Below are 25,161 nucleotides of genomic sequence, written 5' to 3' on the forward strand. Positions count from 1 at the left end.
AGGGTGGTCGCGTAGCGACCGGGTGGGGGCGGCCCGGCAGGGTCGCAGTTCCCTACAAGTCTGGGAACGGTCGCCCTGCCGCCCCCACCCGACCTCGCTTCGCTCGGCCACCCTCCCCCGCTAGGGGAGGGAGAGACGCCGTCTCATACCCGCCAACCATCCTAATCCGGCCGGCGTCGCTCAATCTTTTCAACCGCTTGAAGACCGGCAGCGTCTTTCACCCATACGCGGTCCCGACCGGGGTTATGATCCATCCCCCGGTCTTTGACATCGCGATCCCGCCGAGTTGGACTCGTTGGACGACTTGGACTGTTTTTTTCAGAGTCCAACTTCGAGTTTCAACTCGCCTTCAAATTGCACAGTGCAATTCGAGTGCAACTTTTTCTTTCAACGATTACAGCTGATTGACAGAGAATTTCACTTCGTTGCACTGTTTTTCGCCGAGTGCAATTTCGCCGCCTAGACCGACAGGCACACCACCTGGGCCACGCGCAGATCGCGCCTCAGCCGGTTCGACACCCGGCCATAATCCTCGGTCGTCACCGCCTGGCCCCGCGCATCCTCGCCCGCCGTCTGTTCGCCCCGGATCGCCGGGCCGAAGGTCTCGGGCGCCGTCGTATAGATCCGGCCCCGGCGCGGCGCCTCGGCGATGGTGACGCCCACGACCCGGCCCTGACCGTCCATCGCCGGCGCACCCGACAGGCCCGACAGCGTCCCCTCCAGCCCATTGGTGCGCCCGACCTCGGCCCAGGCCAGGACCGGCTCGTCGCGTGCGCCGCGTCCGAACACCTTCAGCGTCTCGCGGCCCAGCAGGCGCGAGGTCACCTCGCCCGGCCGGCCTTGCGGGAAACCGGGGTGAAAGGCCCTCTGCCCCTTCCTTAACGGCGCCTCGGCCGCGACCGGCAGCGCCGCCGGCCCCCCGTCGGTGATCAGCAGGGCGATGTCCGCGCGCGGCGCCAGGCGCACGTCGGCCGCCACCGCCCGGCCCTGTCCCACCACCAGGGCCGGCCTGCGACAACCCTCGACCACATGGCGCGCGGTGATCCAGCGCCCCCGCCCGGCGATGGAAAAGGCGGTGCCCGACGACGGCTTGAACGGCGCCTCGCCTGCATCCACCGTCACGGCGGCGTCGAACGGCGTGATCGGTCCCAAGAGCGGCCCTTCGACCTCGGAGGCCGGCGCCGACGCGGGCGGCGCATCCGCATTCTCGCGTCGACCCAGCGACACCGCCAGAAACACGGCCGCCACCGCTCCGTAGATGGCCCAGTCCGGCAGGCGGGGAAACTGCATGACCCCGGCCGATCAGCCGGTCAGCGCGGCGGACAGGATCACGGCCGTCGCCAGCTTGGCGCCCAGCAGCACCACCGCCGCCGCGATCTCGCCGTCCTTGATTCGCTGCGGCAGGCCGGTCAGCAACAGGTCCACCACCCGGAACGCCAGCAACTGCAGCACCACCGTCGCCACACCCCAGATGGCGATGTCGCGCACCGAGGTCGAGACCGACAGCGACACCGCCAGCGGCACGGCCAGACCCACCAGGATGCCCGCGAATGCGATGGCGGCGGCCGTATTGCCCTGACGGATCAGGGCGACCTCCTTCCACGGCGTCAGCAGGGCATAGACCGTGGCCCCCGCCGCCAGCAGCAGCAGGGTGACGATCAGGTGCATGACCATGACCGGGAAGCCCGAGGCGAAAGCCTGCACCTCGGCGCTGGAAAGGACGTTCGACAGGGACGGATCCATACCCAGACGCCTTGCCCGATTGTCGCCCCAATCCGCAAGCGCGGCCGGGACACAGTGCGTGACATTATGTGTCGAGGGTTGTGGAAGCCATTGCAGGACGTCGGTCGATAACTCATCCATTCATGCACCAGATGGAGGAGCTACATGATGGCGCTGGCGATTCAGCAAACGATGACGCGCATCGCCATCATCGTCGCAGCAGCCATATTGGCGGCTTTTGCAGCAAGCTTTGCCTACGTCTTGTTCACTGGTGCGGCTGCGACTGTCGCTGGTCTTCACCAAGGGATGTTGATGGCGTTCAGCGACGGTCTCGTAGCCGTCGCCATCCTTCTGCACCTCTCCCCTGTCGTCCTTGGATTCTTCCTCTTGGGAAGTTTCTGTGTCGGCGTACCGACCTATCTGATCCTCAGGCGTGTGGGCAGGGCGGGACCATTGGCGTTGGCTGTCGCAGGGGCTCTGCTCTCGGGGCTAACGGCCGTGGTGGTCTTTGGAGCATTGGGACCACTGGCGGTTCTACCCGCACCAGCGGCTGGCGCTGTCGGGGCGATGATCTTTCGGATCGTCGCCGAACAGATGCCTATGCCGCTTCCGAAGCCGCCGCCTGCTCCGCCTTCCTGAGCGTGCTGGCGCGGACCTTCTCGCTCTCGGACTTCAGCTGGCCGCAGGCGGCCAGGATGTCACGGCCCCGCGGCGTGCGGATGGGCGATGCGTATCCCGCCTTGTTCAGGATGGCGGCGAAGCGCTCGATCGTCTTCCAGTCCGAGCATTCGTATTCGACGCCCGGCCAGGGGTTGAACGGGATCAGGTTGATCTTGGCCGGGATGCCCTCGATCAGCTTCAGCAGGGCGCGCGCCTCCTCGGGGCTGTCGTTGACGCCCTTCAGCATGACATATTCGAACGTCACCCGGCGCGCGTTGGACAGGCCGGGATAGGCCCGGATGCCCGCCATCAGCTGTTCGAGATTGTATTTCTTGTTCAGCGGCACCAGCACGTCACGCAGCGCGTCGTTGGTGGCGTGCAGGCTGATGGCCAGCATGGCCGCCGTGCGCGTGCCCAGGGCGTCCAGTTGCGGCACCACGCCGCTGGTCGAGACCGTGATCCGGCGACGCGACAGGGCGATGCCCTCATTGTCCGAGATGATGTCGATGGCGTCGGCGACATGGTCCAGATTGTAGAGCGGCTCGCCCATGCCCATGAAGACGATGTTCGACAGGCGGCGGTCTTCCTTGGGCGAGGGCCATTCCTCCAGATCGTCGCGGGCGACCTGGACCTGGGCCACGATCTCGGCGGCGGTCAGGTTGCGGACCAGCTTTTGCGTGCCGGTGTGGCAGAAGGTGCAGTTCAGGGTGCAGCCGACCTGGGACGAGACGCACAGGGCGCCGGCCCGACCCACGTCGGGGATGTAGACGGTCTCGATCTCGATGCCCGGCGCGGTGCGGATCAGCCATTTGCGCGTGCCGTCCTTGGACACCTGGCGCTCGACGATCTCGGGGCGGGCCAGGGTGAAATGCTCGGCCAGTTTGGCCTGCATGTCCTTGGCGACGTTGCTCATGGCCGCAAAGTCAGTGACGCCATAGTGGTGGATCCAGCCCCACACTTGGCTGGCGCGCATCTTGGCCTTTTCAGGCGGACAGACGTTGGCGTCGATCAAGGCCTGGCGCAGGCCCGCGCGCGTCAGACCGCTGAGGTTGACGGGAGCCTTGACGGCGGGGGCGTTCGAGACGCGCGAAAGGTCGAGCGTGATGCTCAAGGCGGCGATCCTGCGTGAGGTTTAGCCGGCCTATATAGCACGTATCCCGGCGATTGCATGGCCGGGGCGGATTCGGCGGCTTTAGAGCCCCACGTCCCAGACGCCGGCGTCGCGCATCCGGGTCTCGCGCGCCTCTTCCGCCCGACCGCCCATGTCGCTGGCCATGCTGCGGATCGCGGTCGAGACGGTGGCCTTGTGCACGCCCGGCACGACGGCGTGGGCGAAGGCGGCGCCCGCCAGACGCAGCAGCTTGAAGCCGAACCCGGCCGAGGCGACCATATGCTGGACATAGGTCTCGTCGACCTCGCGCGGGTGGTCGCGGAACAGGCGGTCGAACGGCGTCGAACCCGAACGGCTGCGATTGATCGTCGTCTGGCTCATGGCGGCGGCCTTCCCTGTTTCGTCGTCCCTATGGTCACGCCGTACGGCGCCGGACGCAACCCCTGTCGCGATCTGTTCATTCCGCCCGCCCATCGAGTATCAGGGCCATCGTCAGAAACAAAAACTCGGGCTAGGGTCACCGCTCGATCAAGGGAATGCTCATGCCGATCCGCCTCAAGGCCGTCTCCTCCATGGCCCTCGCGCTCGCCCTGCTGGCCTCGGCGTCGCCGGTGCTGGCCCAGTCGGGCGCCGCCAGCCTGCCCTATGACGCCCGGCGTGGCGTGTTCAGCTTCTCTTCGGGGCTTGAGGGTTCGCTTCCGGCGGTGGTGCAGGTCACGACCCTGGGCCAGTCGCGCGGCCCAAGCTCGGATTCGACCGATCCCAAACCCTATGCCTCCGGCTCCGGCGTCATCCTCGATGCGGCCGAGGGCCTGCTGATCACCAACAATCACGTGGTCGAGGGCGGGCGCAAGTTCACCGTCGACCTGACCGACGGCCGCCTGTTCGACGCCGTCCTGGTGGGGGCGGACAAGGCCACCGACATCGCCGTGCTGCGCATCGTGCCCGACGGCCGACCGCTGAACCTGAAACAGGTCCAGACGGTGGATTCCGACACCCTGCGCACCGGCGACCTGGCCTTCGCCGTCGGCTATCCGCTGGGCCTGGACCAGACCCTCACGATGGGCGTCATCTCGGGCCTGAACCGCTCGGGCCTGGGCGACGCGGTCGAGGACTATATCCAGACGGACGCGGCCGTGAACTCGGGCAACTCCGGCGGGCCGCTGCTGGACAGCCGGGGCCGGCTGATCGGCATCAACACCTCGATCCTGTCGGGCGGCCTGGGCGGCGGCAACGACGGCATCGCCTTCGCCGTGCCGACGCGGATCATGCTGTATGTCGCCGACCAGCTGAAGAAGAACGGCGAGGTCAAGCGCGGCGAGACCGGGGCCATCTTCGGCTCGCTGAACGCCGAACGGGCGCGCGAGCTGCACCTGGGCATCGTGCGTGGCGCGGTCGTCGCCGACGTCGCGCCGGGATCGCCGGCCGAGCGCGCGGGCCTGCGCCACAACGACGTCATCACCCGCATCCAGGGCCGCCCCGTCGCCAACGCCGGCTCGGTCAACGCCACCATCGGCATCGCCGCGCCCGGCTCGGACCTCAGCGTTTCCTATCTGCGGGGCGGTCGCGACGCCACGACGACCCTGTCGGTCGAGACGCCCGTGGACCAGCCTGTCGTCGTCGGCGCCCAGTGGGTGCTGGCCTATGGTGCAACTCTGAAAGATCAGGACGGCGGCGCCCAGGTCACGGCCGTCTCCGCCGGCTCGCCCGCCGCCCAGGCCGAGCTGACGGCCGGCGACCTGATTACCGCCATCGGCGGCGCAGCCGTGGCCGACGCCCAGGCGGCCGCCACCGCCCTGCAAGGCGCGACGGGCTCGGTCGAGGCGATCGTGCTGCGGAATGGAGAGACCCTAAACCTGACCCTGTCGCTTTAGCCGGGGTCCAGACAGCGAAACGCCCGCCTTGCCAGGGAGGGGGAGGGGAAAGGCAGGGCGGGCGCTCGCTTGGAGGAAGCATCGGCCGCCGGAGCCCTTCATGGAAACATCCAGGGGGGCTGGGGGGGCTGTTCAGGATCCGGGACGCTTCCGAACTCCGACGAGCCGATGATCGATATTTCGTCGCCCAACCGGGCGGGCGAAGGACCGAAACGGGGCCATTTCGTGTCTGCGTCGTTTTCCTTGCGCCCACTGGCGCCGGGCCGTCGTGCCCTTAAGTTGAGGGTATGAGCATGAACCCTCACGAGGCGGCGCCCACCGCCGGCCCCGTCTTCTTCGACCGCCGCGAGCTGGACCCGATCCTGCGGGTCTATGGCCGCATGGTCGCACAAGGCGAATGGCGCGACTACGGAATCGTGGGCCACAAGGACTTCGCCGAGTTCGCCGTCTTCCGCCGCACCGGCGACGCCCCGCTTTACCGGATCGAAAAACGCCCCGCCCTCCAGACCCGCCAGGGCCAGTGGGCCGTCATCGGCGAAGGCGGGCAAATCCTGAAACGCGGCCGCGACCTGGCCCAGGTGCTGCGCGTCTTCGACGGACGTCGGTTCCAGGTGGTGGACTGAGGTCAAAAAGAAAGGGCCCCGCGAGGGGCCCTTTCCGTATCCGTCTTGCGATAGAGCTTAGTTCCGGTTGCCGCCCATGAAGGCCAGCAGGAATTGGAACAGGTTCACAAAGTTGATGAACAGGCTCAGCGCGCCGAAGCCGGTGGCCACGCCCATCGCATTCTGGTCGCCGCCCAGCTGGTAGTAGGTCATCTTCAGACGCTGCGTGTCGTAGGCGATCAGGCCCGCGAAGATCAGCACGCCCAGGCCCGAGATGATCAGATAGAAGGTCCCCGACTGCAGGAACATGTTCACCACCGAGGCGATGACCAGGCCGATCACGCCGAAGATCAGGAAGGTGCCCATGCCGGTCAGGTCCTTCTTGGTGGTGTAACCCACCAGGCTGAGACCGCCGAACGCCGCCGCCGTGACCAGGAAGGTCGAGGCCAGCGAGGCGCCGGTGTAGCGCAGGAAGACGATGCCCAGGCCCGCGCCGATGGTGGCGACCACGGCCCAGTAAAGCAGGTTCACGCCCTTGGCCGACGGGTTCTTCATGAAGAACATCGAGCCGAACAGCATCACCAGAGGCGAGAACTGAACGATCATGCCCAGCATCGTCAGGCCGATCCGGCCGTCTGCTGTCTGGGCGAACAGCAGCTGCTGCACCGCCGGGACGTTGCCGGTGACGTAGGCCAGGGCGGCGGCGACCACCAGGCCCAGGGCCAGCTTGTTGTAGACGCCCAGCATGAAGCTGCGCAGGCCGGCGTCGACCGACATGTCGGCCGTCTGCGGCAGAGGACGGGCGTAGCCGTTGTTGAAATCGCTCATGGCGACGAACTTTCTCCGATTGGCCGGAGAGGCTTCTCCGGTCACAGGGTTTGAATATCGTGAGCCGAGGCCCCCGCTGCAAGGAAAACCGGACTTGGAGGCCGTTGTTCCGGCCGCTACCTTCGGTCGCATGCTTCGCCTGTTCACCGCCCTGACCTTGCCGCCCGATGTCGGAGAGACGCTGAAGCGGCGTCAATCCGGCCTGCCCGGCGCCCGCTGGCGCCCGCTGGACGCCCTGCACGTCACCCTGTCCTTCTATGGCGAAACCGACGAACGCCGCGCCGACGACCTGGCGTCGGAACTGGCGCGCGTGGCGGGCGGGCCGTTCGAGATCGCGCTGAAGGGCGTCGGCTGTTTCGGCGACGACCACCGCAACCATACCCTATGGGCAGGCGTCGAGACGCCCAACGAGCGGCTGTCGGTGCTGGCGGGGCGCTGCAAATCGGCCGGCGAACGGGCGGGGATCAAGATGGAGGCGCGCACCTACAAGCCGCACGTGACCCTGGCCTATCTGAAGACCCAGACCAATCCCGACCGCATCGGCGCCTGGATGGCGGGACACAATCTATTGCACTCGCCGCCGATCCGCATCGATCGCTTCGGCCTGTATTCCAGCGTCCTGACCGACAGCGGCAGCCATTACGAGCTTGAGCGGGAGTATCTGCTGTGACCGCTGCTGCCTACGTCGTTGCACCCCATGTGACCCTGGGTCCGACGCTGGAGACCGAGCGGCTGATCCTGCGGCCGCCGGCGGTCGAGGACTTTCCACGCTGGGCCGCGTTCATGGCCGATCCCGAGACCGCTCGCTTCATCGGCGGCGTCCAGCCCGCGCCCACTGTCTGGCGCATGATCTGCACCATCGCCGGCATGTGGGCCCTGACCGGCGAGGGCATGTTCTCCATCTTGGAAAAATCCACCGGCCTGTGGCTGGGCCGGATCGGGCCGCTGCATCCCTATGGTTGGCCCGGCCGCGAGGTGGGCTGGAGCCTGCATCGCGACGCGACCGGCAAGGGTTATGCGGTCGAGGCCGCCGCCGCGACGATGGATTACGCCTTCGACGTGCTGGGTTGGGACGACGTGATCCACTGCATCGACCCCGAAAATCTGGCCTCCGCCGGGGTGGCGACGCGGCTGGGATCGCGCAATCGCGGGCCGGGCGTCCTGCCCGAACCGCTTCAGGACCACGCCGTCGATCTGTGGGGCCAGACGCGCGATGAATGGGCGGTCAATCGCTCGCGTCTGAAGCGGTAAAGGCAACCGATCGCGCCGATGCGGCGTATCCCCTCCAGATCGAACGAGGATATGCCCATGTTTCGCGCCAGCCTGATCGCCGCTTCCGCCGCCCTGGCCTTCCTGCCCGCCACGGCCTTCGCCCAGGCGTCGAACGTCGATCTGGCGCGCTTCGACGGCCGCTGGTTCGAGATCGAGCGCAATCACAACAATGTCCAGAAGGACTGCAGCCGCGCCCAGATCGACTTCACCCCGCGCGATGCGGCCGACCGCTATGCCATCGCCGTGACCTGCACCCGGCGCGCCGACGGCAAGGTCGAGGTGCTGCGCGCCAACGCCCGCGTGACCGACACCACGACCAACGCCAAGTTCCGGTTCAGCCTGACCGGGCTGCTCAGCTTCGGCGGCCTGGCGGGTCAGAACTACTGGGTCTACGACCATGCGCCGGACTACAGCTGGGCTATCATGGGCCTGCCGGACAAGTCGAACTGGTGGATCTGGCACCGCAATCAGAATGCGTCCCAGGCCGAGCGCGACCGCATCCTGACCCGTGTCCGCGCCTTGGGCTTCACCACCGGCCGCCTGGTGCACACCGGCCTGTAAAGGCGCCGCTTGCGATGGGAACGTAGGCGGAACATAAGCTGTCGGCATGTCCGCCGTCGCCCATCTCGAACTCGTTTTCAGCCGTCCCGAGACCACCCAGTCGGTCACGCGCGGGGCTGCGCGGCTGATGATGGACATGGGGTATGCGCCCCTGCTGGAAGTCTGCCTGCCCAACGGTCGCCGCGCCGATGTCATGGCCATCGGACGCAAGGGCGACATCGTCATCTGCGAGGTCAAGTCGGGCGTCGACGACTACCGGGTCGACCGTAAATGGCATGAGTACGGGCCGTTCTGCGACGCCTTCTATTTCGCCGTCGCGCCCGAGTTTCCGCAAGACATCCTGCCGGACGAGCCGGGCCTGATCGTCGCCGACGGGTTCGGCGGGGCGGTGGTGCGCGAGGCGCCGCCGATGATGCTGGCGCCGGCGCGCCGCAAGGCCCTGACCCTGGCCTTCGCACGGCTGGGGGCGATGCGGACCTTGAGAGATTAAAGGCGGCGGAAGACGGCGGCGGCGAAACCGTCGGCGACAAAACGCGCCTCGACCTCGGCCAGAGGTTCGATGACCACCCCCTTGCCGCCTGTCGCGTGGATGATCCGCTCACAGTCCAACACTAGGGCCGAATGGCCGGTCCAGCCTTGGTCGCCGTTCGGCGCCAGCCAGACGGCGATGTCGCCGCGACTGATGTCCGGGGCCGAGACCGCCCGCCCCAGCTGGGCCTGGGCGTCCGACCGGCGTGGACCCGGCAGACCACACGCCAGCAGCGCCTGCTGCACCAGACCGGAACAGTCGGTCGAGATCGAAGACCGGGCGCCCAACTCATGCGGGCGACCCAGCAGCTGTTCGGCCACGGCGACCAGATCGGTCTCGAACTCACCCACCGGCCGCAAAGCATCCTCGGTCAGACCCGCAGCTTCAACCACCAAGGCATTCAAAGGCAGGGCGGCGTCAACGGCCGCGACACGATGCGTCGCCAGCGGCGCGCCGCTCGACAGACTGTCCAGCACGACCCAGCCGACCACGCCGTCCCGGCGCGCCCGGCCCCAGGCCCGGCCGTTGTCCCGATCAAGAACGTCGAAGATTTCGCCATGCAGAAGCTGGTCGATCCGGCCGGCTTCGTCAGAAAAGATGTCCGCCACGGCCACGCGGCAATGCATGGCCTCGGTCGCGCGATAGGCGTCCGCACGCACCAGCCCTTCCAGCGCCTGTTCGGCGAGGTCGGGGCGAGCAAGACGGTCGCCGGGCGGAAGAAGATCGAGGACGTCGGTCAACGTGAACTCGCGTGATTGAGCCCACAGCCTTATCCCCCGATGGCTTAGGGGCCGTTAACGGCCGACGCTTTTGCGAAAGAAAATCAACAAAACCGCGTTCTCAGATGGTGGAAGCAGGCCCTCAGCGCCTGGGCCTCGCCACCTTCGGGGAAGCCGGGGCGGGCGCGGGGATTCCAGGCGAAGATGTCCATGTGCGCCCAGGCGCCGGTCGTTGGGGCGAACTTTTGCAGGAACAGGGCGGCGGTGACAGACCCGGCCTGAGCCCAGGCGGAGGAATCGTTCTTCAGGTCCGCGATCTCGGTGTCCAACGCGGCGCGATAACCGGCCCACAGCGGCATCCGCCACAGGGGATCGCGCACCTGCCCCGCCGCGGCCAGCAGGCCGGCGGCCAGAGCCTCGTCGTCGGTATAGAGCGGTGGCAGTTCCGGCCCCAGCGCGACCCGCGCCGCCCCGGTCAGGGTGGCGAAGTCCAGCGTCAGGTCGGGTTCGTGCTCGCCCGCCCGCGTCAGGGCGTCGGCCAGGATCAACCGGCCTTCGGCGTCGGTATTGCCGATCTCGATGGTCAGGCCCTTGCGGCTGTTCAGCACGTCGCCGGGGCGGAAGGCGTCCGCGGACACGGCATTCTCAACCGCCGCCACAATGACCACCAGCCGCACGGGCAGGTCCGCCTGCATCACCAGCCGCCCCAAAGCCAGGGCGTGGGCCGATCCGCCCATGTCCTTCTTCATGTTGCGCATCCCTGCGGCGGGCTTCAGGTCCAGGCCGCCGGTGTCGAACACCACCCCCTTGCCGACTAGGGCCACCAGAGGCAGGGCGGGCTGGTCCAGCTTCCAGCCGATCTCGATCATGCGCGGCGCCCGGTGCGGGGCGGCCGCGCGGCCGACAGCGTGGACGGCCGGATAGTTCTCTTCCAGTAGGGCGTCGCCCTCGACCACCGTGATGGTCGCCCCGGCGCTCTCGGCGATCTCGCGGGCAATGGTCTCGATCTGCAACGGCCCCATGTCGGCGGCGGGCGTATCGACCATCTCGCGCGCCAGGGCGCAGGCGGCGGCGATGCGCGAGACCTCGGCGATATCCACCCCGTCCGGCGCGACCAGCCTGACCGGCGCCCGATCCGGCCGGGCCTTGTAGCGGTCGAACACATAGGCCCCCAGCAGGAAGGCCAGGGTCGCCAGTTCCGCGTCCTCGGCCGCCACCTCAAGCCGATACAGGCCGCCCGGCAGCCGGGCCGAAAGGCCCCGTACGCTCATCGGATCGAAAATCGCCACCGCCCCGACCACGACCTGGGCGACCTCGCCGTCCGCGCCTGGCACGACCAGCAGCTGACCCCCCTTGGCCTCGAACCCATGCAGATCGCCCCAACGGCGCGCCCCGGCGTCCAGCGCACCGCCCGGCTGAACGAAGCGAATCGGGATCGCGCCGTCGCCGTCTTGGGCGGAAACCAGCAGGGGATGCGAGATGGACATGCGGCCCTCGAAACGAAGTTAACCATCAGTTGACTTGAACAGGCGATTCTAGGGGCAAGACCCAAGGACCGCCTGGACCCGACCCATGTCGCGCATGCCCGCCCTTCTCGCAACCGTCGCCCTGATCGCCCTGTCCGGCGGATCGGCCCTGGCGGCCGATCCGACGCCGGCCACGGCGGGCCAGACTCGTGCGCCTTCCTCGGCGCAAGTCCGCGCCACCTATGACCGGATGGACGCCCTGTCGCGCTCGGTCTTCTGGGCGTCGGAGCAGGAGGCCAACCCGACCGATGCGGTCGCGGGCGTGAAGCTGGCCCAAGCCCTGCGCGAACTGGGTCGCTACGACCAGGCCGCCGAGGCCGCCCAGGCGACCCTGACCGTCCAGCCGAACAATCTCGACGCCCTGCTGGAGCTGGGTCGCGCCCATATCGCGCGGGGTCAGGCCTTCTATGGCGTGGCGCCGCTGGAAAAGGCCCGCGACCTGGCGCCGCGCGACTGGCGCGCCTATTCCCTGCTGGGCGTGGCCTATGAGCAGGTGCGGCGCGTGGACGACGCCCATGCCGCCTGGAACCAGGCCCTGGTCCTGTCGCCCGACAATCCCGATGTCCTGACCAACGCCGCCACCGCCGCCCTGACCCACGGCGATGCGCCGGGCGCCGAGACCCTGCTGCGCCGCGCCGTGGCCCAGCCGACCGCCTCGGCCAAGGTGCGCCAGAACCTGGCCATGGTGCTGGGTCTGCAAGGCAAGATGGGCGAGGCCGAACAGATCCTGCGCCGCGAGCTTCCGCCCGAACAGGCCGAGCAGAACCTGCGCTGGCTGCGCGCGCGCGGCACGGCCGGCGCCGCGCCGTCCAGCGGCGGCGCACCGGCCGACACATCGACGACCGACACCGCCCGCACCTGGAATTCTCTGCAAGGCGGCTGATCCGCCCGTTGCGATCGGCCCGCGCGCGTGGTGGATGAGGCCATGACCGCCCTCCCCGCGCCCCGCACCTACCAGGCCTTCCTGTTCGACATGGACGGCACCTTGATCACCTCGACCCTCGCCGCCGAACGCGTCTGGACCCGATGGGCCGAGCGTCACGGCCTGGACGTCGCGGCCCTGCTGTCGGTCATGCACGGGGTGCGCGCCATCGACACCATCCGCAACCAGAACCTGCCCGACATCGACCTGGACGCCGAGGTCGCCTGGGTAGAGCGAGGCGAGATCGAGGATGTGGAGGGCGTCGCCCCCATTCCCGGCGCGATCGACTTCGTCAAACGCCTGCCGCCCGACCGCTGGGCCGTGGTCACCTCCGCCTCAGTCCCCTTGGCCCGCGCCCGGCTGAAGGCCGCAGGCGTGACGCCGCCCGCCGTCATGATCACCGCTGAGGACGTCGAACGCGGCAAGCCCGACCCTGCCGGCTACCTGAAGGCTGCCGCGACCCTGGGCTTCGACATCGCCGACTGTCTGGTGTTCGAGGACGCCGAGGCCGGCATCAAGGCGGGCGAAGCGGCCGGCGCCGACGTGATGGTCGTCACCGCCGCCTGGACGCACCCGTTGGAGACGGATCATCCCACGCTGGCGGATTATGCGGACGTGGAGCTTGAGGTCGGGGCGGACGGGACGCTGACGTTTAAGGTCTGACACATCATTTCCCTCCCCGCCTCGGGGAGGGTCGTCGCGCAGCGACGGGGTGGGGGCGGCCTGGCAAGGCCGCACTGCCGGATGCAGGACAGGTCAGTGGGGCGTCGCCCTGCCCTCCCCACCCGACCTCGCTCCGCTCGGCCACCCTCCCCGTTCCGGGGAGGGAGAGGTTTCCTGCGACTTCCCCCAAGCCCTTGCGCATCCTATCTTCGTCCCATGATCGACGACCTCTACAGCGCGCGCATCCTGTCGCTGGCGGCGAACCTGCCGCATGCGGGGCGGTTGCCTGCGCCGCAAGGCACCGGCGAGCGGGTGGCGAAACTGTGCGGGTCGCGGGCGACCGTCGATGTGACGCTGGACGAGCAGGGCCGCGTCGCCGGCTTCGCCCAGAACGTGAAGGCCTGCGCCCTGGGCCAGGCGGCGGCCGGGGTTTTGGGTCAGTTTGTAGTCGGTGCGTCGGTCGATGAACTCCAGGAGGCCCGCGAGGCCATGTCCGCCATGCTGAAATCCGGCGGCGAAGGCCCAACCGGCCGGTTCGAGGATCTGCGCCTGCTGAGACAGGTCGCCGATTATCCGGCCCGTCACGCCTCGACCATGGTCTCGCTGGAGGCGACGCTGGAGGCGGTCAACGCGGCGCTTACCGCCCGAACGCGTCTCGCCGGGGCGGCCTGACGGGCACGACCGGTTGATCCCCCTGCGATGACAGGGGATAAGCGCGGCGAACCCATCCAGCCCCCGGCCCCATCAACCCCCGGCGAAGGGACGTGATGTCTCTCTATGAACGCGGCGTGCGCGCGGCCCATCGGGGCTACAAGCTGACGCTGTCTCCCCTGATCGGCCAGCAGTGCCGGTTCCTGCCGACCTGTTCGGATTACGGGCGCGACGCCCTGATCCAGCATGGACCGGTCAAGGGGGGATGGCTCACCGTGCGCAGGCTCTGTAAATGCCATCCCTTCGGCGGGTCGGGTTACGATCCGGTTCCGCCCCTGAAGACCGACCAAAAAGAACAGCAGTCATGATCGACCTGAAATTCCCCGACGGCGCGGTTCGCCAGTATCCCGAAGGCTCCACGGCGCGCGATGTCGCGACCTCGATCTCGCCCTCGCTGGCCAAGAAGGCCGTGCTGGCCGAGCTGAACGGCGAACAGCGCGACATGGGCCGGGTGCTGGAGAGCGGCGGCGACTTCCGCCTGATCATGCGCGACGATCCCGCCGCCCTCTATACGATCCGCCACGACACGGCCCACGTCCTGGCCGAGGCGGTCCAGACCCTGTTCCCCGGCACTCAGGTCACGATCGGCCCGGCCATCGAGGACGGCTTCTACTATGACTTCTTCCGCGAGGAACCCTTCTCGACCGACGACTTCGCCGCCATCGAGAAGCAAATGGCGAAGATTGTCGACCGCGACGCCAAGTTCGAGCGCGAGGTCTGGGAACGCGACGAAGCCATCAAATTCTTCGAGGCGCGCGGCGAGAAGTTCAAGGCCGAACTGATCCGCGACCTGCCGGGCGCCGAGACCATCACCCTCTATAAGCAGGGCGACTGGATCGATCTGTGCCGAGGCCCCCACTTCCCTTCGACCCGCCACGTCGGCAAGGCGTTTAAACTGACCAAGCTGGCCGGCGCCTATTGGCGAGGCGATTCGAAGCGCGAACAGCTGCAACGCATCTACGGCACCGCCTGGGCGACCAAGGAGGATTTGGACGCCCACCTGCTGCGCTTGGAAGAGGCCGAGAAGCGCGACCACCGCAAGGTCGGCAAGGCCATGGAGCTCTTCCACATGCAGGAAGAGGGCCGGGGCATGGTCTTCTGGCATCCCAAGGGCTGGGTCCTGTGGCGCGTGCTGGAGGCCTATATGCGCCGCCGTCTGGACGCCGCCGGCTACGTCGAGGTCAAGACGCCTCAGGTGCTGGACCGCAAGTTCTGGGAGCAGAGCGGCCACTGGGACAAGTACCGTCCCAACATGTTTGTCTGCGAGACGGTCGAGGGCGAGGAGCTGAGCCTCAAGCCGATGAACTGCCCGGGTCACGTCCAGATCTTCGACCAGGGCCAGCGGTCCTATCGCGAACTGCCACTCCGCATGGCCGAGTTCGGCGCCTGCCACCGCTATGAGCCGTCGGGGTCGCTGCACGGCCTGATGCGGGTGCGCGGCTTCACCCAGGACGACGCCCACATCTTCTGCCGCGAGGACCAGATCGTCGAGGAGACGGCCGAGTTCATCAAACTGGCCCGCAGCGTCCACGCCGACCTGGGCATGGAGACCGCCTACATCAGCCTGGGCACCCGGCCCGAAAACCGCGCCGGTTCGGATGAATTCTGGGACAAGGCCGAGGCCCTGATGGCCGAGGCCGCTCGCGCCGCCGGGACCGAACCGGTCGTCACGCCGGGCGACGGCGCCTTCTACGCGCCCAAGCTGGACTTCATCGTCAAGGACGCCATCGGCCGCGAATGGACCTGTGGCACGATCCAGCTGGACTATGTCCTGCCGGAACGTCTGGATGCGACCTACATCGCCGAGGACGGCCAGAAACACCGGCCGGTCATGCTGCACCGGGCGATCCTGGGGTCGTTCGAGCGGTTCATCGGCATCATGATCGAGAACTACGCCGGCGCCTTCCCGCTGTGGCTCGCGCCGGTGCAGGCGGTGGTGGCCACCATCACCTCCGACGCCGACGACTATGCCCGCGACGTCATGGCCCGGTTCAAGGCGGCCGGCCTGCGCACCGAGATCGACCTGCGCAACGAGAAGGTCGGCTACAAGGTCCGCGAACATTCGGTCGGCAAGGTGCCCGTCATCGCCGTGGTCGGCAGGAAGGAGGCGGAGGAGGGCATGGTCGCCATCCGCCGCCTCGGCTCCCAGGCCCAGACCCTGGTCACGGTCGAGGAGGCCGTTCGCATCCTGACCGACGAGGCGACTCCGCCCGATCTGAAGCGGGACACGGCGGCCGATTGAGGCCGCGCCTTCGCGGTGATTGTCGCTTAAGGTAGGGCGTCAGGCTTCAGCACGCTCCCGTGTCTGTCCCGGCAAGGGTCGAAGGGGAGAGCGGGCATGTCCAACACTATCCTGGTCACGGGCGGCGCCGGCTATGTGGGCTCGCACGTCTGCCTGGCCCTTTCCCAGGCCGGCTTTACGCCGGTGGTCTACGACAATCTGTCGAACGGCCATGCGGCCTTCGTCCAGTGGGGCGATCTTGAGATCGGCGACATCCGCGACGCAGCCCGCCTGGATGCGGTGATCGCCAGACACAGGCCCGTCGCGGTCCTGCATTTCGCGGCCCTGATCGAGGTCGGGGAATCGGTCAAGGAACCGGGTCGCTTCTATGACAACAATGTCGTCGGCGCCCTGACCCTGATCGAGGCGGCGAGGCGGGGCGGGATCGAGGCGATGGTCTTCTCCTCGACCTGCGCCACCTATGGCGATCCCGTCTATCTGCCGATGGACGAGGCCCATCCCCAGGCGCCGCTAAACCCCTATGGCCGGTCCAAGCTGATGGTCGAACAGGCCTTGGCCGACTATTCGGCCTATGCCGGCTTCCGCTCGGTCTGCCTGCGCTATTTCAACGCCGCCGGCGCAGACGAGGACTGCAGGATCGGCGAGCGCCACCACCCCGAGACCCACGCCATTCCGCTGGCGCTCCAGACGGCGCTGGGCCAGCGCCAGGGATTCAAGCTGTTCGGCGACGACTACGACACCCGCGACGGCACGGCGGTGCGCGACTATGTCCACGTCATGGATCTGGCCGACGCCCATGTGCGGGCAGTGAAATACCTGCTGGACGGCGGCGAGACGACGGTCTTCAACCTGGGCACCGGCACGGGCACGACGGTCAGGGAACTGATCGACACCATCCGTCGCACGACCAACCGGCCCTTCCCCGTCGAGACCGCGCCCCGCCGCCCCGGCGACGCCCCCTGTCTGGTGGCCGACAACCGCCGGGCGCGCGAGGTTCTGGGTTGGCGACCCACGCGGACCCTGGACGACATCGTTCGCACGGCCTGGCGCTGGCATGCCGCCGAGCGGGAGGCGCACGAGGCCTAAGCCTCGACACCGGGCGCGCGAAACCGCGCACAGGAACGTAAAACGAACGGATCGCTTGTGGTGGGGCGCGCCTCGCGCTCCATCACAAGAGAGACACGACCATGGCCGAGAAGACGCTCGACACCCTGTTCCACGACACGCTCAAGGACATCTATTACGCTGAGCGCAAGATCCTGAAATCCCTGCCCAAGATGGCCCGTGCGGCGCAATCGCCAGAGCTGAAGGCCGCCTTCGAAAAGCACAAGGGCCAGACCGAAGGCCAGATCGAACGCCTGCAACAGGTCTTCGAACTGATCGGCAAACCCGCGCGTGGCAAGACCTGCGACGCCATCGAGGGCATCCTGGCAGAGGGCGAGGAGATCATGGAGGAATACAAGGACACCCCCGCCCTCGACGCCGGCCTGCTGGCCGCCGCCCAGGCGGTCGAACACTATGAGATCACCCGCTACGGCACGCTGAAGCGCTGGGCCCTGGTGCTGGGCATGAAGGACGCGGCCGCCTTGCTGGACGAGACCCTGCAGGAGGAAGCCCAGACCGACGAAGACCTGACCGGCATCGCCGACGCCGCCATCAACTCAGCCGCCATGAAGACCGCCGCCTGATACGACCGGAGGCGGCTGCGCGGCCGCCTCCATCTCCTTTGGGCGCCATAACTCAGGCGCCCAACGTCCGAAACCGGACATTGCTTAGCAACAAAAGTGAGCGTTCACCGTATCTTAGTTGACGCTAGTCCAAGTTACGTCATCGGCTCCAGAGACCCTGACGATGACTCAACCCCAGACCGCTGAACGTCGCCCCCTCCTGCAACATCTGATTGCAGCCGGTCATATGCGTTACTGGATCATCGCCAGCTGGGCCCTGGCCCTGTTCACCGTCACCGACCTCGCGACCGCCGCCATCTGGTTCGGGGCGGCTACATCGGGTGGGTTGTTGCGCACCTTCGTCGAGCGCGGTCTGGTCATGCCAGACTCGGTGATGCACGGGCGCATCAAACTGGTTGCAGCCACCGTCTCCTGCTTCGCCTGGGCCGGGGCCCCGCTGTTGGCCTTCCTCCATGGCGGAACCTATGGGGTGCCCCTGGGCGTCGCTTTGCTGATGGCCGGCTATGTCCTGGTCTTCACCCAGATGCGGGCCGCGCCGCGAGAGGCCCTGATCGCCTCCGCCCCCTATTCCATCGTCGTGGCGATCCTGTTCGCCAGCCTTTGGGGCACGCCGGGTTTCTGGGTCGTGCTCAGCATGGTCCCCGTCCTGGCCCTGGCCCTGGTGATCAAGGTCGCCATCACCCAGATGAAGGACGGCGACCTGGAAGCTGTGAACCGGCGCCAAGCCGAACTGATCGCAGAGCTGGAGACGGCGCGCGACCGCGCCGACGCCGCCAGCGCCGCCAAATCCAACTTCCTGGGCGTCATCTCGCACGAACTGCGCACGCCGATGAACGGGGTGCTGGGTGCGGCGCAACTGCTTCAGATGTCCGAACTCAGCGACCGCCAGAAGGAGTTCGTCGGCGTGATCCGCAACTCGGGCGAAGGTCTGATGGTGCTGCTGAACGACATCCTCGACATCACCAAGATCGAGTCCGGCAAGATGGAACTCGACATCGCCGATATCGAGACCGACACGCTGATGGCCCGGCTGACGGGACCGTTCAGGGCCCAGGCTGAGGCGCGGGGCCTGACCTTCGCGACAGAGATTCGAGGCGACCTTCCGCCCGTGCTTAAGATGGACCCGCTGCGACTGGCCCAGGTCACGCACAACCTTCTGGCCAATGCGATCAAGTTCACGCCGCAAGGCGAGGTTCGTCTGGTCGTCGAAAGCGAACCGCGCGCCGAAGGCCGCGTCGCCCTGCGCCTCGGCATCGTCGATTCCGGCATCGGCATCGCCGCCGACGATCTGTCGCGCCTGTTCCAGCCCTTCTCCCAGGTGGACGGCTCGTCCACGCGCAAGTTCGGCGGCACCGGCCTGGGCCTCAGCATCTGCCAGCGTCTGGCCCTCCTGATGGATGGCGAGATCACGGTGACGTCGATCCCCGGCCAGGGATCGACCTTCACCCTTCACGCGACGTTCGACGCGCCTCAGATCGAAGCCGCCCGCGCGGCCGCCTGATCAGTCGCGCAGTAGTTCGTTGACGCCGGTCTTGGCCCGCGTTTGGGCGTCCACCCGCTTGACGATGACGGCGCAGTAAAGCGATGGCCCGCCGTTGGGATCAGGCAGCGCACCCGGCACCACGACCGAATAGGCCGGCACCTCGCCCCGGAACACCTCGCCGGTCGCCCGGTCCACGATCTTGGTCGAACCCGACAGATAGACGCCCATGGCCAGGACCGCGCCCTCGCGCACGATCACGCCTTCGGCGACCTCGGCCCGAGCGCCGATGAAACAGCCGTCTTCGATGATGGTCGGATTGGCCTGCAGCGGCTCCAGTACGCCGCCGATGCCCGCGCCGCCCGACAGGTGGACGTTCTTGCCGATCTGGGCGCAGGAACCGACCGTGGCCCAGGCGTCAACCATTGAGCCCTCGTCCACATAGGCCCCGATGTTCACGAACGACGGCATCAGCACGACGTTCCTGGCGATGTGGGCGCCGTGACGAACGATGGCGCCGGGGACCGAGCGGAAGCCCGCCGATTGATAATCCGCCGCCGTCCAGTCGCCGAACTTGTTGGGCACCTTGTCCCAGAAGGGTCCGACGGCCGCAGGATGGTCCGCCGACAACGGCATGACGGACGCAGGACCGGCGCGCATGATCTGGTTGTCGTTCAGGCGGAAAGACAGCAACACCGCCTTCTTCAGCCACTGATGCGTGGTCCAGACGCCGTCCTCGCCGCGCGAGGCGACGCGCGCCTGGCCGGAATCCAGCAGGGCCAGCGCCGTCTCGACGGCGTCACGGACCTCGCCGTGGGTGGCGGCGGACACCTCGGCGCGCTGTTCCCAGGCGGCCTCGACGACGGATTCGAGATGCGACAGATCGGTCATGCGGCGTCCTTGAAGGTCAGGTCGGAGAGGAAGTCGAGAAGGTCGGGGGCCACATGGTCGATGTGCGGCCCGATCGGCTTGCCGTGGCCGTCGCCGATCAGGATCGTGGCCATGCCCAGAGCCTTGGCCGGCTCCAGATTCTTGGGCGTGTCCTCGAAGAAGGCGGCCTGATGCGGGTCGATGTCGAACCGTTCCAGCATCCGGCGGAAGGTGGCGGGGTTGGGCTTGGGCGTCAGGTCACCGTCCTCGATGGCGAAGACATCAGCGAAACAATCGGCGACGCCGATCCGCTCCAGCACCCGATGCGCATACTCCCGCGCGCCGTTGGTGAAGACGTAGCAGCGGCCGGGCAGGCTTTTCAGTCGCTCGGCCAGCCGTGGATTGGGCTCGACCCCGTCCAGCGGCACATCGTGCACCTCATGCAGGAACCGCTCGGTATCGACCGCATAGTTGGCCATCAGACCGGCCAGGGTGGTGCCATGCTCGTCCAGAAACTGGCGCTGCATCGCCGCCGCCGCCTCGGGATCCAGCCCCACGGCCTCGACCACGAAGGCGTTGATCCGCGCCTGCACCAGCCGCATCAGCCCCTGCTCGCGTGGATACAGGGTGTCGTCCATGTCGAACACCCAGGCCCGCACGTGCCCAAGGGATGCAGAATGGTGATCGCTCAAGATGCCTTCACCAGGGTACCGGCGCCGAATTCGGTGAACAGCTCGACCAGCATGGCGTGCGGCCGGCGACCGTCCAGGATGACCACCGCCTCGACGCCTGCGCGCACGGCCGCCATGGCCGTCTCCAGCTTGGGGATCATGCCCCCGTGGGCGACGCCGCTGTCGATCAGGGCTTGCGCCTCCTCCAGCGTCATCTGGCGAATGATGTCGCCGTCCGCGCCCTTGACCCCCGGCACGTCGGTCAGCAGCAGCATCCGCTTGGCGTTCAGCGATCCGGCGATGGCGCCCGCCACCGTGTCGGCGTTGACGTTGTAGGTCTGTCCGTCCTCGGCGACCCCGATCGGGGCGATGACCGGCACCCAGTCCTCGGTCTCCGACGCGATCAGGCCCTTGATCAGCTTGGGATCGACCTTGGTCGGTTCACCGACATAGCCCAGGTCCACCTCGTGCTCGATCATGCTGTCGGGATCGCGCTTGGTCCGGCGGGTCTTCTCGACCGTCAGCAGGCCGGCGTCCTTGCCCGACAGACCGACGCCGCGCACGTCCGCCTCCTTGCCGGCCATGGTGATCCAGTGGGCGATTTCCTTGTTCACCGCGCCCGACAGCACCATCTCGGCGACCTCCATCGTCGCCGGATCTGTAACCCGCAAGCCATCGACGAAGCTGGACTTGACCCCCGCCTTTTCCAGCATGGCGCTGATCTGCGGCCCGCCGCCGTGCACCACGACCGGATTCACCCCCATCAGCTTCAGCAGCACGACATCGGCCGCGAACTGACGCGCCACGGCGCTCTCGCCCATGGCGTGGCCGCCGTATTTGATGACCACGGTCTCGCGATCATAGACCTGAATATACGGCAAGGCCTCGGCGAGCGTCTTCGCCGTCTCCCAGCTGCGTTCTTCCGACTGGCGTTCTGTTTCGTTCATCACGCGCGCGAGATAGCGGGGGATGGGGACGGTGTCACGGACTTAAGTCGTGGGCATCGCCAAGCAGTCTCGGCGTTGCATTACAGCCCCGGTTTCGCGACAAGTCGCCTGTCACGTGAGGTAAGGTATGGTTACGGTTTGCATTGATGGTTGGAACCTTGCGCTTCGCAAGGGCTCCGGGATCGCCACCTACGGCCATTCTCTTCTCTCGGCGATCAGGGGATTGGGCCTCAACGGGCAAGTTCTTTACGGTCCTTCGACCCCAAGATCCTCGGTGAACCTGCTTAACGAAATAGCGCTGGTTGATGCTGGTGCCCCGACCCGACGACGGGCAAGTCTGGGAAGAGCCGCCTCGACCTTGGCGGCGCGATTCGGCCGCTCCGCATATCCGATCACGCCTTCAGGGGATGTGATCTGGCCAACAACCGGGCCGAGACGCCCCGATGCGGAGAGTTACTGGGCATCGACGGATGTGTTTAACCTGTCCCAACGCGCATACCAGCGATACGGAATATTCACGCCTGTCCGTTTTGAGGACAGCGCCGACCGTCCCGCACCTGATGTCATGCACTGGACCTGTCCCCTTCCACTGACAGCGCCGAAGTCCATCAACATCCTTACGTTTCACGACATTATTCCCCTGCGCCTCCCCGGAACAACGGCCGACAACAAGAAGATATTTTACAATCTCTGCAAGACAGCGATCGACAGAGCCGATCACGTGATCGCGGTATCGAATTCGACGAAACAGGACCTGATCGAGATCCTGGGGGCCGCCCCCGACAAGATCACGACCACCTTTCAGGCCACGCCCTCGACACCCCAGACCGGTACCGACGAGGACTGCGCGGTAAGCCTGCAGAAACAGCTGGGCTTGGAGTGGAAAGACTATTTCCTTTTCTTTGGTGCAATCGAACCGAAAAAGAACCTCGGAAGGATTGTAGAAGCATTCCTGTCTGCAAACACGAAGGCGCGTCTTGTGGTCGTCGGAGGCCGGTCCTGGCTTTCGGAAAGCGAAACCGGGCTTCTGGAAGCTGTGCTGGAGAACGACAAATCAAAGAAGATCATCCGTTTGGACTATCTGCCTTCATCGACGCTGCGTGACCTGGTCCGTGGCGCAAAAGCGACTTTGTTCCCGTCTCTTTACGAAGGTTTCGGGCTCCCGGTGCTCGAATCCATGGAAGCCGGCACGCCTGTCCTTACCTCGGATCGAGGTGCGCTTCCCGAAGTAGCGGGCGATGCAGCGATCACCGTCAACCCCTATGATGTCACCTCTATCCGCATGGCGATCCAACTTATGGATAGTGACGACGGCTTACTGGAGAACATGGCTATGAAAGGCCGTGCCCAGGCAAAGCTCTTCACTCAAGCCAAGTATCAAGAAAAACTGACCCAGGCCTATAAAAGCGCTGGCGTATTCTGATCACGAGACACTCCACGGATCGGTCTTCGATTGACGCGTAATGTAGGCTAATATTTCCCTGATAGACAAAGCTCTCAAGCCGTCGAAGGCATTTCGATTTTCCGTGACCCAATGCGGGTTTCTTCCAGGATCAAGGACCGCATCCTCCCGCCAGATATCGTAGAACAGTCTCATTTCGACCTCGTCCCACGCCACCTGCTCGGAAGTCACGTTTTCTCCTCGTGTCTTGGACTCGTGATGAATGATGACGATCGAAGGATCGTATATGACGGGGAAGTTGGCCTTTCTGCACCTCAGACAGAAATCGAGATCGCTGTAAGCCACGGGGAGCCGCTCGTTGAATCCGCCGACCTCATGAAAGGCACGCCGCGAAACCGCCATGAAGGCGCCAGTCACGGCGGCGCAACGGCGTACCTGCGCCCAGCGACCGCCGGGCCCCGGATCGGTAGCGGGTCGATCCAATCCCTCATGTACCGCTCCGCCCTCTCGTCCTCCCAGCACGACTCCAGCATGCTGGATTCGGCCGTCGCCGTACAAAAGCTTCGCCCCGACACACCCGCCGCACGCCAATGCCACGCCTCGCCGCACAAGAGAATCCCAACCTTGTGTGACGGCCTCTACGTCGTTGTTCGCGAAGAGGAGAATATCCTCCGTAGTTGAACCGACGGCGAGGTTGTTCAGCCTGGCCCAATTGAAGGGCTCATCCACGGGGACGATATCGACTGACAGTTTCGCAAGCACTTCGAAGCACCGAAGGGTCTTTTCCTGCGAACTGCGGTTATCTATAATAATGATCCGCAAGAGATCGGGGCGTTCAGCCTTCTCGATCAGACTACTAACAGCCGCTTGAAGCAAATCTGGCTGGTCGCGAGTCGGAATAATCACAAGTAGACGCTCTTGTCCGCTTGAGCGGGGGTCATCTCTTCGCCGGGCGATCGGACTTGGCGGCCATACTGAGGGAGCTTCGTTAAAGCCGCAGAGCGTGGCTAGCAGAGCCGGTACATGGCAGATTCCTCCCCCCTTTATCTCCAGAAGGACACCCCGATGAAGATCCTGCGTGGAAACCGCATCGTCCACCCGCTCGACCAACAGGCGACCGTGCGGCGCTGAGACCAGAACGACCAGAGGAGGCTCACCGCCGCCTTCTAAGCCGATTTCGTCATATGCACCGTAGAGGACGGGATCCGAGTATGAAGTGACGCCCCGCCAATCATGCACCGCATGATCGTGGTCGCCATAGGCTGCGACAGCACCGGCTTGGGACCGTGCGACGGACAGCCAAGCCAGACATTCGGCCTCCAGGCGAATGCCAGCCGATACGCTGACAACGGCGTCATCGTGCAACACGATCTCTGCGGCGCTCGCGCAGAATCGAATACGCGGGTCCTGATGGGCTAGTGAAGCGACAGGATGACTTGCCAGAGCGGCATCCGAAACCACCGTCGCAGACCATGTCGCCAACGACTGATCCTGGAGACTGTAGAGAGTGAGCAAGACCTCTGCAGGCGACCGAGCCCGACCATCGACGATTACGTCGATCATGACGTGATCGCGGACAGTAGGAGCATCCGCGATCAGGCGATTTCTCATCTGCCCGTATGCGGCAGGAGAAAAGGCGGCTTGCTGCAGTGCGACCTCCAGCCGGTCTCTCAAACTTTCTATATTACTGGCTACGCCTTCGACGACGTCCCCAATCGCACTTCTATCGCCCGCCCCCTTCAGCCCGGCCCGGCCCGCCAAGGCCAGTATCTCAATATTTGCTCTTTCATCGCCGAATTGAAAAGCTTGTTGGTACGCCGCTAGAGCCGCTTCCTTTGCATGATTCAGTTTCAGAACATGGCCCAGATGAAGATGATAGTCGCCCGACCGGGGGCGCTCTGACAAGGCCGATCGGTATGCCGTCTCCGCCTCATTCAAGAGCCCCAACTCCTTCAGGACATGTCCCCTGCGCACTTGAAGCGAATGTCCAGCAGTCTTCAGACGAGCGGCCTTGTCATAATGGTCCAGGGCCTCCTTCCAAGCCCCTCGCGCACGGGCGGCGTCACCTGCGGCGCGGTGTTCCGCAACCCGCCCCGCCTTTAAGCCCAATGCGCGCTTCACCAAGCCGAGAAGCGAAGCCATAATCACCTCTAAATAGCCC

At 66.2% G+C, this 25,161-nt stretch carries 27 protein-coding genes; 16 read left to right on the forward strand and 11 right to left on the reverse strand.

Translation table 11 applies throughout. From position 1 onward, the window contains the following. Positions 1-459: 459 nt before the first annotated feature. Positions 460-1,290: a S1 family peptidase gene (locus AC3ISA_RS05940; protein ID WP_372691494.1), complete on the reverse strand. Its 831-nt coding sequence runs from the start codon at positions 1,288-1,290 to the stop codon at positions 460-462. A 12-nt stretch (positions 1,291-1,302) separates the two neighbouring features. Continuing rightward, positions 1,303-1,743, reverse strand: coding sequence for a DUF350 domain-containing protein (locus AC3ISA_RS05945; protein ID WP_489179729.1), 441 nt, complete (start codon positions 1,741-1,743; stop codon positions 1,303-1,305). A 144-nt stretch (positions 1,744-1,887) separates the two neighbouring features. Between AC3ISA_RS05945 and AC3ISA_RS05950 the strand changes: the two genes are divergently transcribed. Next, positions 1,888-2,361, forward strand: a complete 474-nt coding sequence (locus AC3ISA_RS05950; protein WP_489179730.1) for a hypothetical protein — start codon at positions 1,888-1,890, stop codon at positions 2,359-2,361. Here the strand turns inward: AC3ISA_RS05950 and rlmN are convergent. Together rlmN and AC3ISA_RS05960 are read right to left on the reverse strand one after the other, a co-directional pair. Next, entirely contained in the window at positions 2,321-3,493 is a 1,173-nt protein-coding gene (gene rlmN, locus AC3ISA_RS05955) for a dual-specificity RNA methyltransferase RlmN (protein ID WP_489179731.1), read from the reverse strand. The two genes, AC3ISA_RS05950 and rlmN, sit on opposite strands and share 41 nt — an antisense overlap. Before the next feature lie 81 nt (positions 3,494-3,574). Continuing rightward, a complete protein-coding gene (locus tag AC3ISA_RS05960; RefSeq protein ID WP_489179732.1) occupies positions 3,575-3,874 on the reverse strand; it encodes a DUF6356 family protein in 300 nt (99 codons plus the stop codon). Between the two features lie 161 nt (positions 3,875-4,035). Here AC3ISA_RS05960 and AC3ISA_RS05965 point away from each other — a divergent pair, with 161 nt between their 5' ends. Next, the gene (locus AC3ISA_RS05965; RefSeq protein WP_489179733.1) at positions 4,036-5,367 is read left to right on the forward strand and encodes a trypsin-like peptidase domain-containing protein; all 1,332 of its coding nucleotides are present in this window, start codon (positions 4,036-4,038) and stop codon (positions 5,365-5,367) included. 287 nt (positions 5,368-5,654) lie between these two features. After that, complete coding sequence (locus AC3ISA_RS05970) at positions 5,655-5,990, forward strand: DUF2794 domain-containing protein (protein ID WP_489179734.1); 336 nt, start codon at positions 5,655-5,657, stop codon at positions 5,988-5,990. A gap of 57 nt (positions 5,991-6,047) precedes the next feature. Here AC3ISA_RS05970 and AC3ISA_RS05975 read toward each other — a convergent pair whose 3' ends face one another. Then, positions 6,048-6,797, reverse strand: a complete 750-nt coding sequence (locus AC3ISA_RS05975) for a Bax inhibitor-1/YccA family protein (RefSeq protein WP_489179735.1) — start codon at positions 6,795-6,797, stop codon at positions 6,048-6,050. A 130-nt stretch (positions 6,798-6,927) separates the two neighbouring features. Between AC3ISA_RS05975 and thpR the strand changes: the two genes are divergently transcribed. The 4 genes from thpR to mmcB are packed head-to-tail and all read left to right on the forward strand — an operon-like array spanning position 6,928 to position 9,120. Then, positions 6,928-7,467, forward strand: coding sequence for an RNA 2',3'-cyclic phosphodiesterase (thpR, locus tag AC3ISA_RS05980; protein ID WP_489179736.1), 540 nt, complete (start codon positions 6,928-6,930; stop codon positions 7,465-7,467). Further along, positions 7,464-8,048 carry a GNAT family N-acetyltransferase gene (locus tag AC3ISA_RS05985; RefSeq protein WP_489179738.1) on the forward strand — a complete coding sequence of 195 codons (585 nt, stop codon included), beginning with the start codon at positions 7,464-7,466 and terminating at the stop codon, positions 8,046-8,048. The genes thpR and AC3ISA_RS05985 overlap by 4 nt, the downstream gene beginning before the upstream one ends. A 57-nt stretch (positions 8,049-8,105) precedes the next feature. Then, positions 8,106-8,630 carry a lipocalin family protein gene (locus AC3ISA_RS05990; protein WP_489179739.1) on the forward strand — a complete coding sequence of 175 codons (525 nt, stop codon included), beginning with the start codon at positions 8,106-8,108 and terminating at the stop codon, positions 8,628-8,630. A 46-nt stretch (positions 8,631-8,676) separates the two neighbouring features. After that, positions 8,677-9,120: a DNA repair putative endonuclease MmcB gene (gene mmcB, locus AC3ISA_RS05995; protein ID WP_489179740.1), complete on the forward strand. Its 444-nt coding sequence runs from the start codon at positions 8,677-8,679 to the stop codon at positions 9,118-9,120. Here mmcB and AC3ISA_RS06000 read toward each other — a convergent pair. Both AC3ISA_RS06000 and AC3ISA_RS06005 read right to left on the reverse strand, forming a co-directional pair. Then, positions 9,117-9,899 (reverse strand): C40 family peptidase, encoded by a 783-nt coding sequence (locus AC3ISA_RS06000; RefSeq protein ID WP_489179741.1) that lies wholly within the window; start codon positions 9,897-9,899, stop codon positions 9,117-9,119. The genes mmcB and AC3ISA_RS06000 overlap by 4 nt on opposite strands. A gap of 83 nt (positions 9,900-9,982) precedes the next feature. Next, entirely contained in the window at positions 9,983-11,365 is a 1,383-nt protein-coding gene (locus AC3ISA_RS06005; protein WP_489179742.1) for a leucyl aminopeptidase family protein, read from the reverse strand. An 85-nt stretch (positions 11,366-11,450) separates the two neighbouring features. Between AC3ISA_RS06005 and AC3ISA_RS06010 the strand changes: the two genes are divergently transcribed. From AC3ISA_RS06010 to AC3ISA_RS06045, 8 genes are all read left to right on the forward strand, one after another. Then, a complete protein-coding gene (locus AC3ISA_RS06010; protein WP_489179743.1) occupies positions 11,451-12,287 on the forward strand; it encodes a tetratricopeptide repeat protein in 837 nt (278 codons plus the stop codon). A gap of 42 nt (positions 12,288-12,329) precedes the next feature. Next, positions 12,330-12,989, forward strand: coding sequence for an HAD-IA family hydrolase (locus AC3ISA_RS06015; protein ID WP_489179744.1), 660 nt, complete (start codon positions 12,330-12,332; stop codon positions 12,987-12,989). A 216-nt stretch (positions 12,990-13,205) separates the two neighbouring features. Beyond that, on the forward strand, positions 13,206-13,661 hold the full coding sequence (locus AC3ISA_RS06020) for an iron-sulfur cluster assembly scaffold protein (RefSeq protein ID WP_489179745.1): 456 nt from the start codon (positions 13,206-13,208) through the stop codon (positions 13,659-13,661). Positions 13,662-13,756: 95 nt separating this feature from the next. After that, positions 13,757-14,008, forward strand: a complete 252-nt coding sequence (gene yidD / locus AC3ISA_RS06025; RefSeq protein ID WP_489179746.1) for a membrane protein insertion efficiency factor YidD — start codon at positions 13,757-13,759, stop codon at positions 14,006-14,008. After that, the gene (gene thrS / locus AC3ISA_RS06030; RefSeq protein ID WP_489179747.1) at positions 14,005-15,942 is read left to right on the forward strand and encodes a threonine--tRNA ligase; all 1,938 of its coding nucleotides are present in this window, start codon (positions 14,005-14,007) and stop codon (positions 15,940-15,942) included. The genes yidD and thrS overlap by 4 nt, the downstream gene beginning before the upstream one ends. Before the next feature lie 96 nt (positions 15,943-16,038). After that, positions 16,039-17,028, forward strand: a complete 990-nt coding sequence (gene galE / locus AC3ISA_RS06035) for a UDP-glucose 4-epimerase GalE (RefSeq protein ID WP_489179748.1) — start codon at positions 16,039-16,041, stop codon at positions 17,026-17,028. Positions 17,029-17,129: 101 nt separating this feature from the next. Further along, positions 17,130-17,630, forward strand: coding sequence for a YciE/YciF ferroxidase family protein (locus AC3ISA_RS06040; protein WP_489179749.1), 501 nt, complete (start codon positions 17,130-17,132; stop codon positions 17,628-17,630). A 163-nt stretch (positions 17,631-17,793) separates the two neighbouring features. Next, complete coding sequence (locus AC3ISA_RS06045; RefSeq protein WP_489179750.1) at positions 17,794-19,131, forward strand: sensor histidine kinase; 1,338 nt, start codon at positions 17,794-17,796, stop codon at positions 19,129-19,131. Here AC3ISA_RS06045 and dapD read toward each other — a convergent pair whose 3' ends face one another. The 3 genes from dapD to argB are packed head-to-tail and all read right to left on the reverse strand — an operon-like array spanning position 19,132 to position 21,598. Then, a complete protein-coding gene (gene dapD / locus AC3ISA_RS06050; RefSeq protein WP_312595560.1) occupies positions 19,132-20,001 on the reverse strand; it encodes a 2,3,4,5-tetrahydropyridine-2,6-dicarboxylate N-succinyltransferase in 870 nt (289 codons plus the stop codon). Beyond that, on the reverse strand, positions 19,998-20,672 hold the full coding sequence (locus AC3ISA_RS06055) for a pyrimidine 5'-nucleotidase (RefSeq protein WP_489179751.1): 675 nt from the start codon (positions 20,670-20,672) through the stop codon (positions 19,998-20,000). The genes dapD and AC3ISA_RS06055 overlap by 4 nt, the downstream gene beginning before the upstream one ends. After that, positions 20,669-21,598, reverse strand: coding sequence for an acetylglutamate kinase (gene argB / locus AC3ISA_RS06060; protein WP_135194182.1), 930 nt, complete (start codon positions 21,596-21,598; stop codon positions 20,669-20,671). The genes AC3ISA_RS06055 and argB overlap by 4 nt, the downstream gene beginning before the upstream one ends. A 274-nt stretch (positions 21,599-21,872) precedes the next feature. Here argB and AC3ISA_RS06065 point away from each other — a divergent pair, with 274 nt between their 5' ends. After that, positions 21,873-23,021, forward strand: coding sequence for a glycosyltransferase family 4 protein (locus AC3ISA_RS06065; protein ID WP_426022458.1), 1,149 nt, complete (start codon positions 21,873-21,875; stop codon positions 23,019-23,021). On the opposite strand, the gene AC3ISA_RS06070 is transcribed toward AC3ISA_RS06065, so the two are convergent. Next, the gene (locus AC3ISA_RS06070) at positions 23,022-25,142 is read right to left on the reverse strand and encodes a glycosyltransferase family 2 protein (RefSeq protein ID WP_489179752.1); all 2,121 of its coding nucleotides are present in this window, start codon (positions 25,140-25,142) and stop codon (positions 23,022-23,024) included. Between the last annotated feature and the right edge of the window lie 19 nt (positions 25,143-25,161).

The organism is Brevundimonas sp. KH_058, from assembly GCF_057838505.1.

Excerpts from the sequence above, each read along its gene's own strand:
- AC3ISA_RS06010 (WP_489179743.1), top strand. The coding sequence starts at position 11,451 with ATGTCGCGCATGCCCGCCCTTCTCGCAACCGTCGCCCTGATCGCCCTG.
- dapD (WP_312595560.1), bottom strand. The coding sequence starts at position 20,001 with ATGACCGATCTGTCGCATCTCGAATCCGTCGTCGAGGCCGCCTGGGAA.
- argB (WP_135194182.1), bottom strand. The coding sequence starts at position 21,598 with ATGAACGAAACAGAACGCCAGTCGGAAGAACGCAGCTGGGAGACGGCG.
- thpR (WP_489179736.1), top strand. The coding sequence starts at position 6,928 with ATGCTTCGCCTGTTCACCGCCCTGACCTTGCCGCCCGATGTCGGAGAG.
- yidD (WP_489179746.1), top strand. The coding sequence starts at position 13,757 with ATGTCTCTCTATGAACGCGGCGTGCGCGCGGCCCATCGGGGCTACAAG.
- AC3ISA_RS05960 (WP_489179732.1), bottom strand. The coding sequence starts at position 3,874 with ATGAGCCAGACGACGATCAATCGCAGCCGTTCGGGTTCGACGCCGTTC.
- AC3ISA_RS06045 (WP_489179750.1), top strand. The coding sequence starts at position 17,794 with ATGACTCAACCCCAGACCGCTGAACGTCGCCCCCTCCTGCAACATCTG.
- AC3ISA_RS05940 (WP_372691494.1), bottom strand. The coding sequence starts at position 1,290 with ATGCAGTTTCCCCGCCTGCCGGACTGGGCCATCTACGGAGCGGTGGCG.
- AC3ISA_RS05975 (WP_489179735.1), bottom strand. The coding sequence starts at position 6,797 with ATGAGCGATTTCAACAACGGCTACGCCCGTCCTCTGCCGCAGACGGCC.
- galE (WP_489179748.1), top strand. The coding sequence starts at position 16,039 with ATGTCCAACACTATCCTGGTCACGGGCGGCGCCGGCTATGTGGGCTCG.
- AC3ISA_RS05965 (WP_489179733.1), top strand. The coding sequence starts at position 4,036 with ATGCCGATCCGCCTCAAGGCCGTCTCCTCCATGGCCCTCGCGCTCGCC.
- thrS (WP_489179747.1), top strand. The coding sequence starts at position 14,005 with ATGATCGACCTGAAATTCCCCGACGGCGCGGTTCGCCAGTATCCCGAA.
- mmcB (WP_489179740.1), top strand. The coding sequence starts at position 8,677 with ATGTCCGCCGTCGCCCATCTCGAACTCGTTTTCAGCCGTCCCGAGACC.
- AC3ISA_RS05970 (WP_489179734.1), top strand. The coding sequence starts at position 5,655 with ATGAGCATGAACCCTCACGAGGCGGCGCCCACCGCCGGCCCCGTCTTC.
- AC3ISA_RS06015 (WP_489179744.1), top strand. The coding sequence starts at position 12,330 with ATGACCGCCCTCCCCGCGCCCCGCACCTACCAGGCCTTCCTGTTCGAC.
- AC3ISA_RS06040 (WP_489179749.1), top strand. The coding sequence starts at position 17,130 with ATGGCCGAGAAGACGCTCGACACCCTGTTCCACGACACGCTCAAGGAC.
- AC3ISA_RS05950 (WP_489179730.1), top strand. The coding sequence starts at position 1,888 with ATGATGGCGCTGGCGATTCAGCAAACGATGACGCGCATCGCCATCATC.
- AC3ISA_RS05990 (WP_489179739.1), top strand. The coding sequence starts at position 8,106 with ATGTTTCGCGCCAGCCTGATCGCCGCTTCCGCCGCCCTGGCCTTCCTG.
- AC3ISA_RS06070 (WP_489179752.1), bottom strand. The coding sequence starts at position 25,142 with ATGGCTTCGCTTCTCGGCTTGGTGAAGCGCGCATTGGGCTTAAAGGCG.
- AC3ISA_RS06005 (WP_489179742.1), bottom strand. The coding sequence starts at position 11,365 with ATGTCCATCTCGCATCCCCTGCTGGTTTCCGCCCAAGACGGCGACGGC.
- AC3ISA_RS06020 (WP_489179745.1), top strand. The coding sequence starts at position 13,206 with ATGATCGACGACCTCTACAGCGCGCGCATCCTGTCGCTGGCGGCGAAC.
- AC3ISA_RS05945 (WP_489179729.1), bottom strand. The coding sequence starts at position 1,743 with ATGGATCCGTCCCTGTCGAACGTCCTTTCCAGCGCCGAGGTGCAGGCT.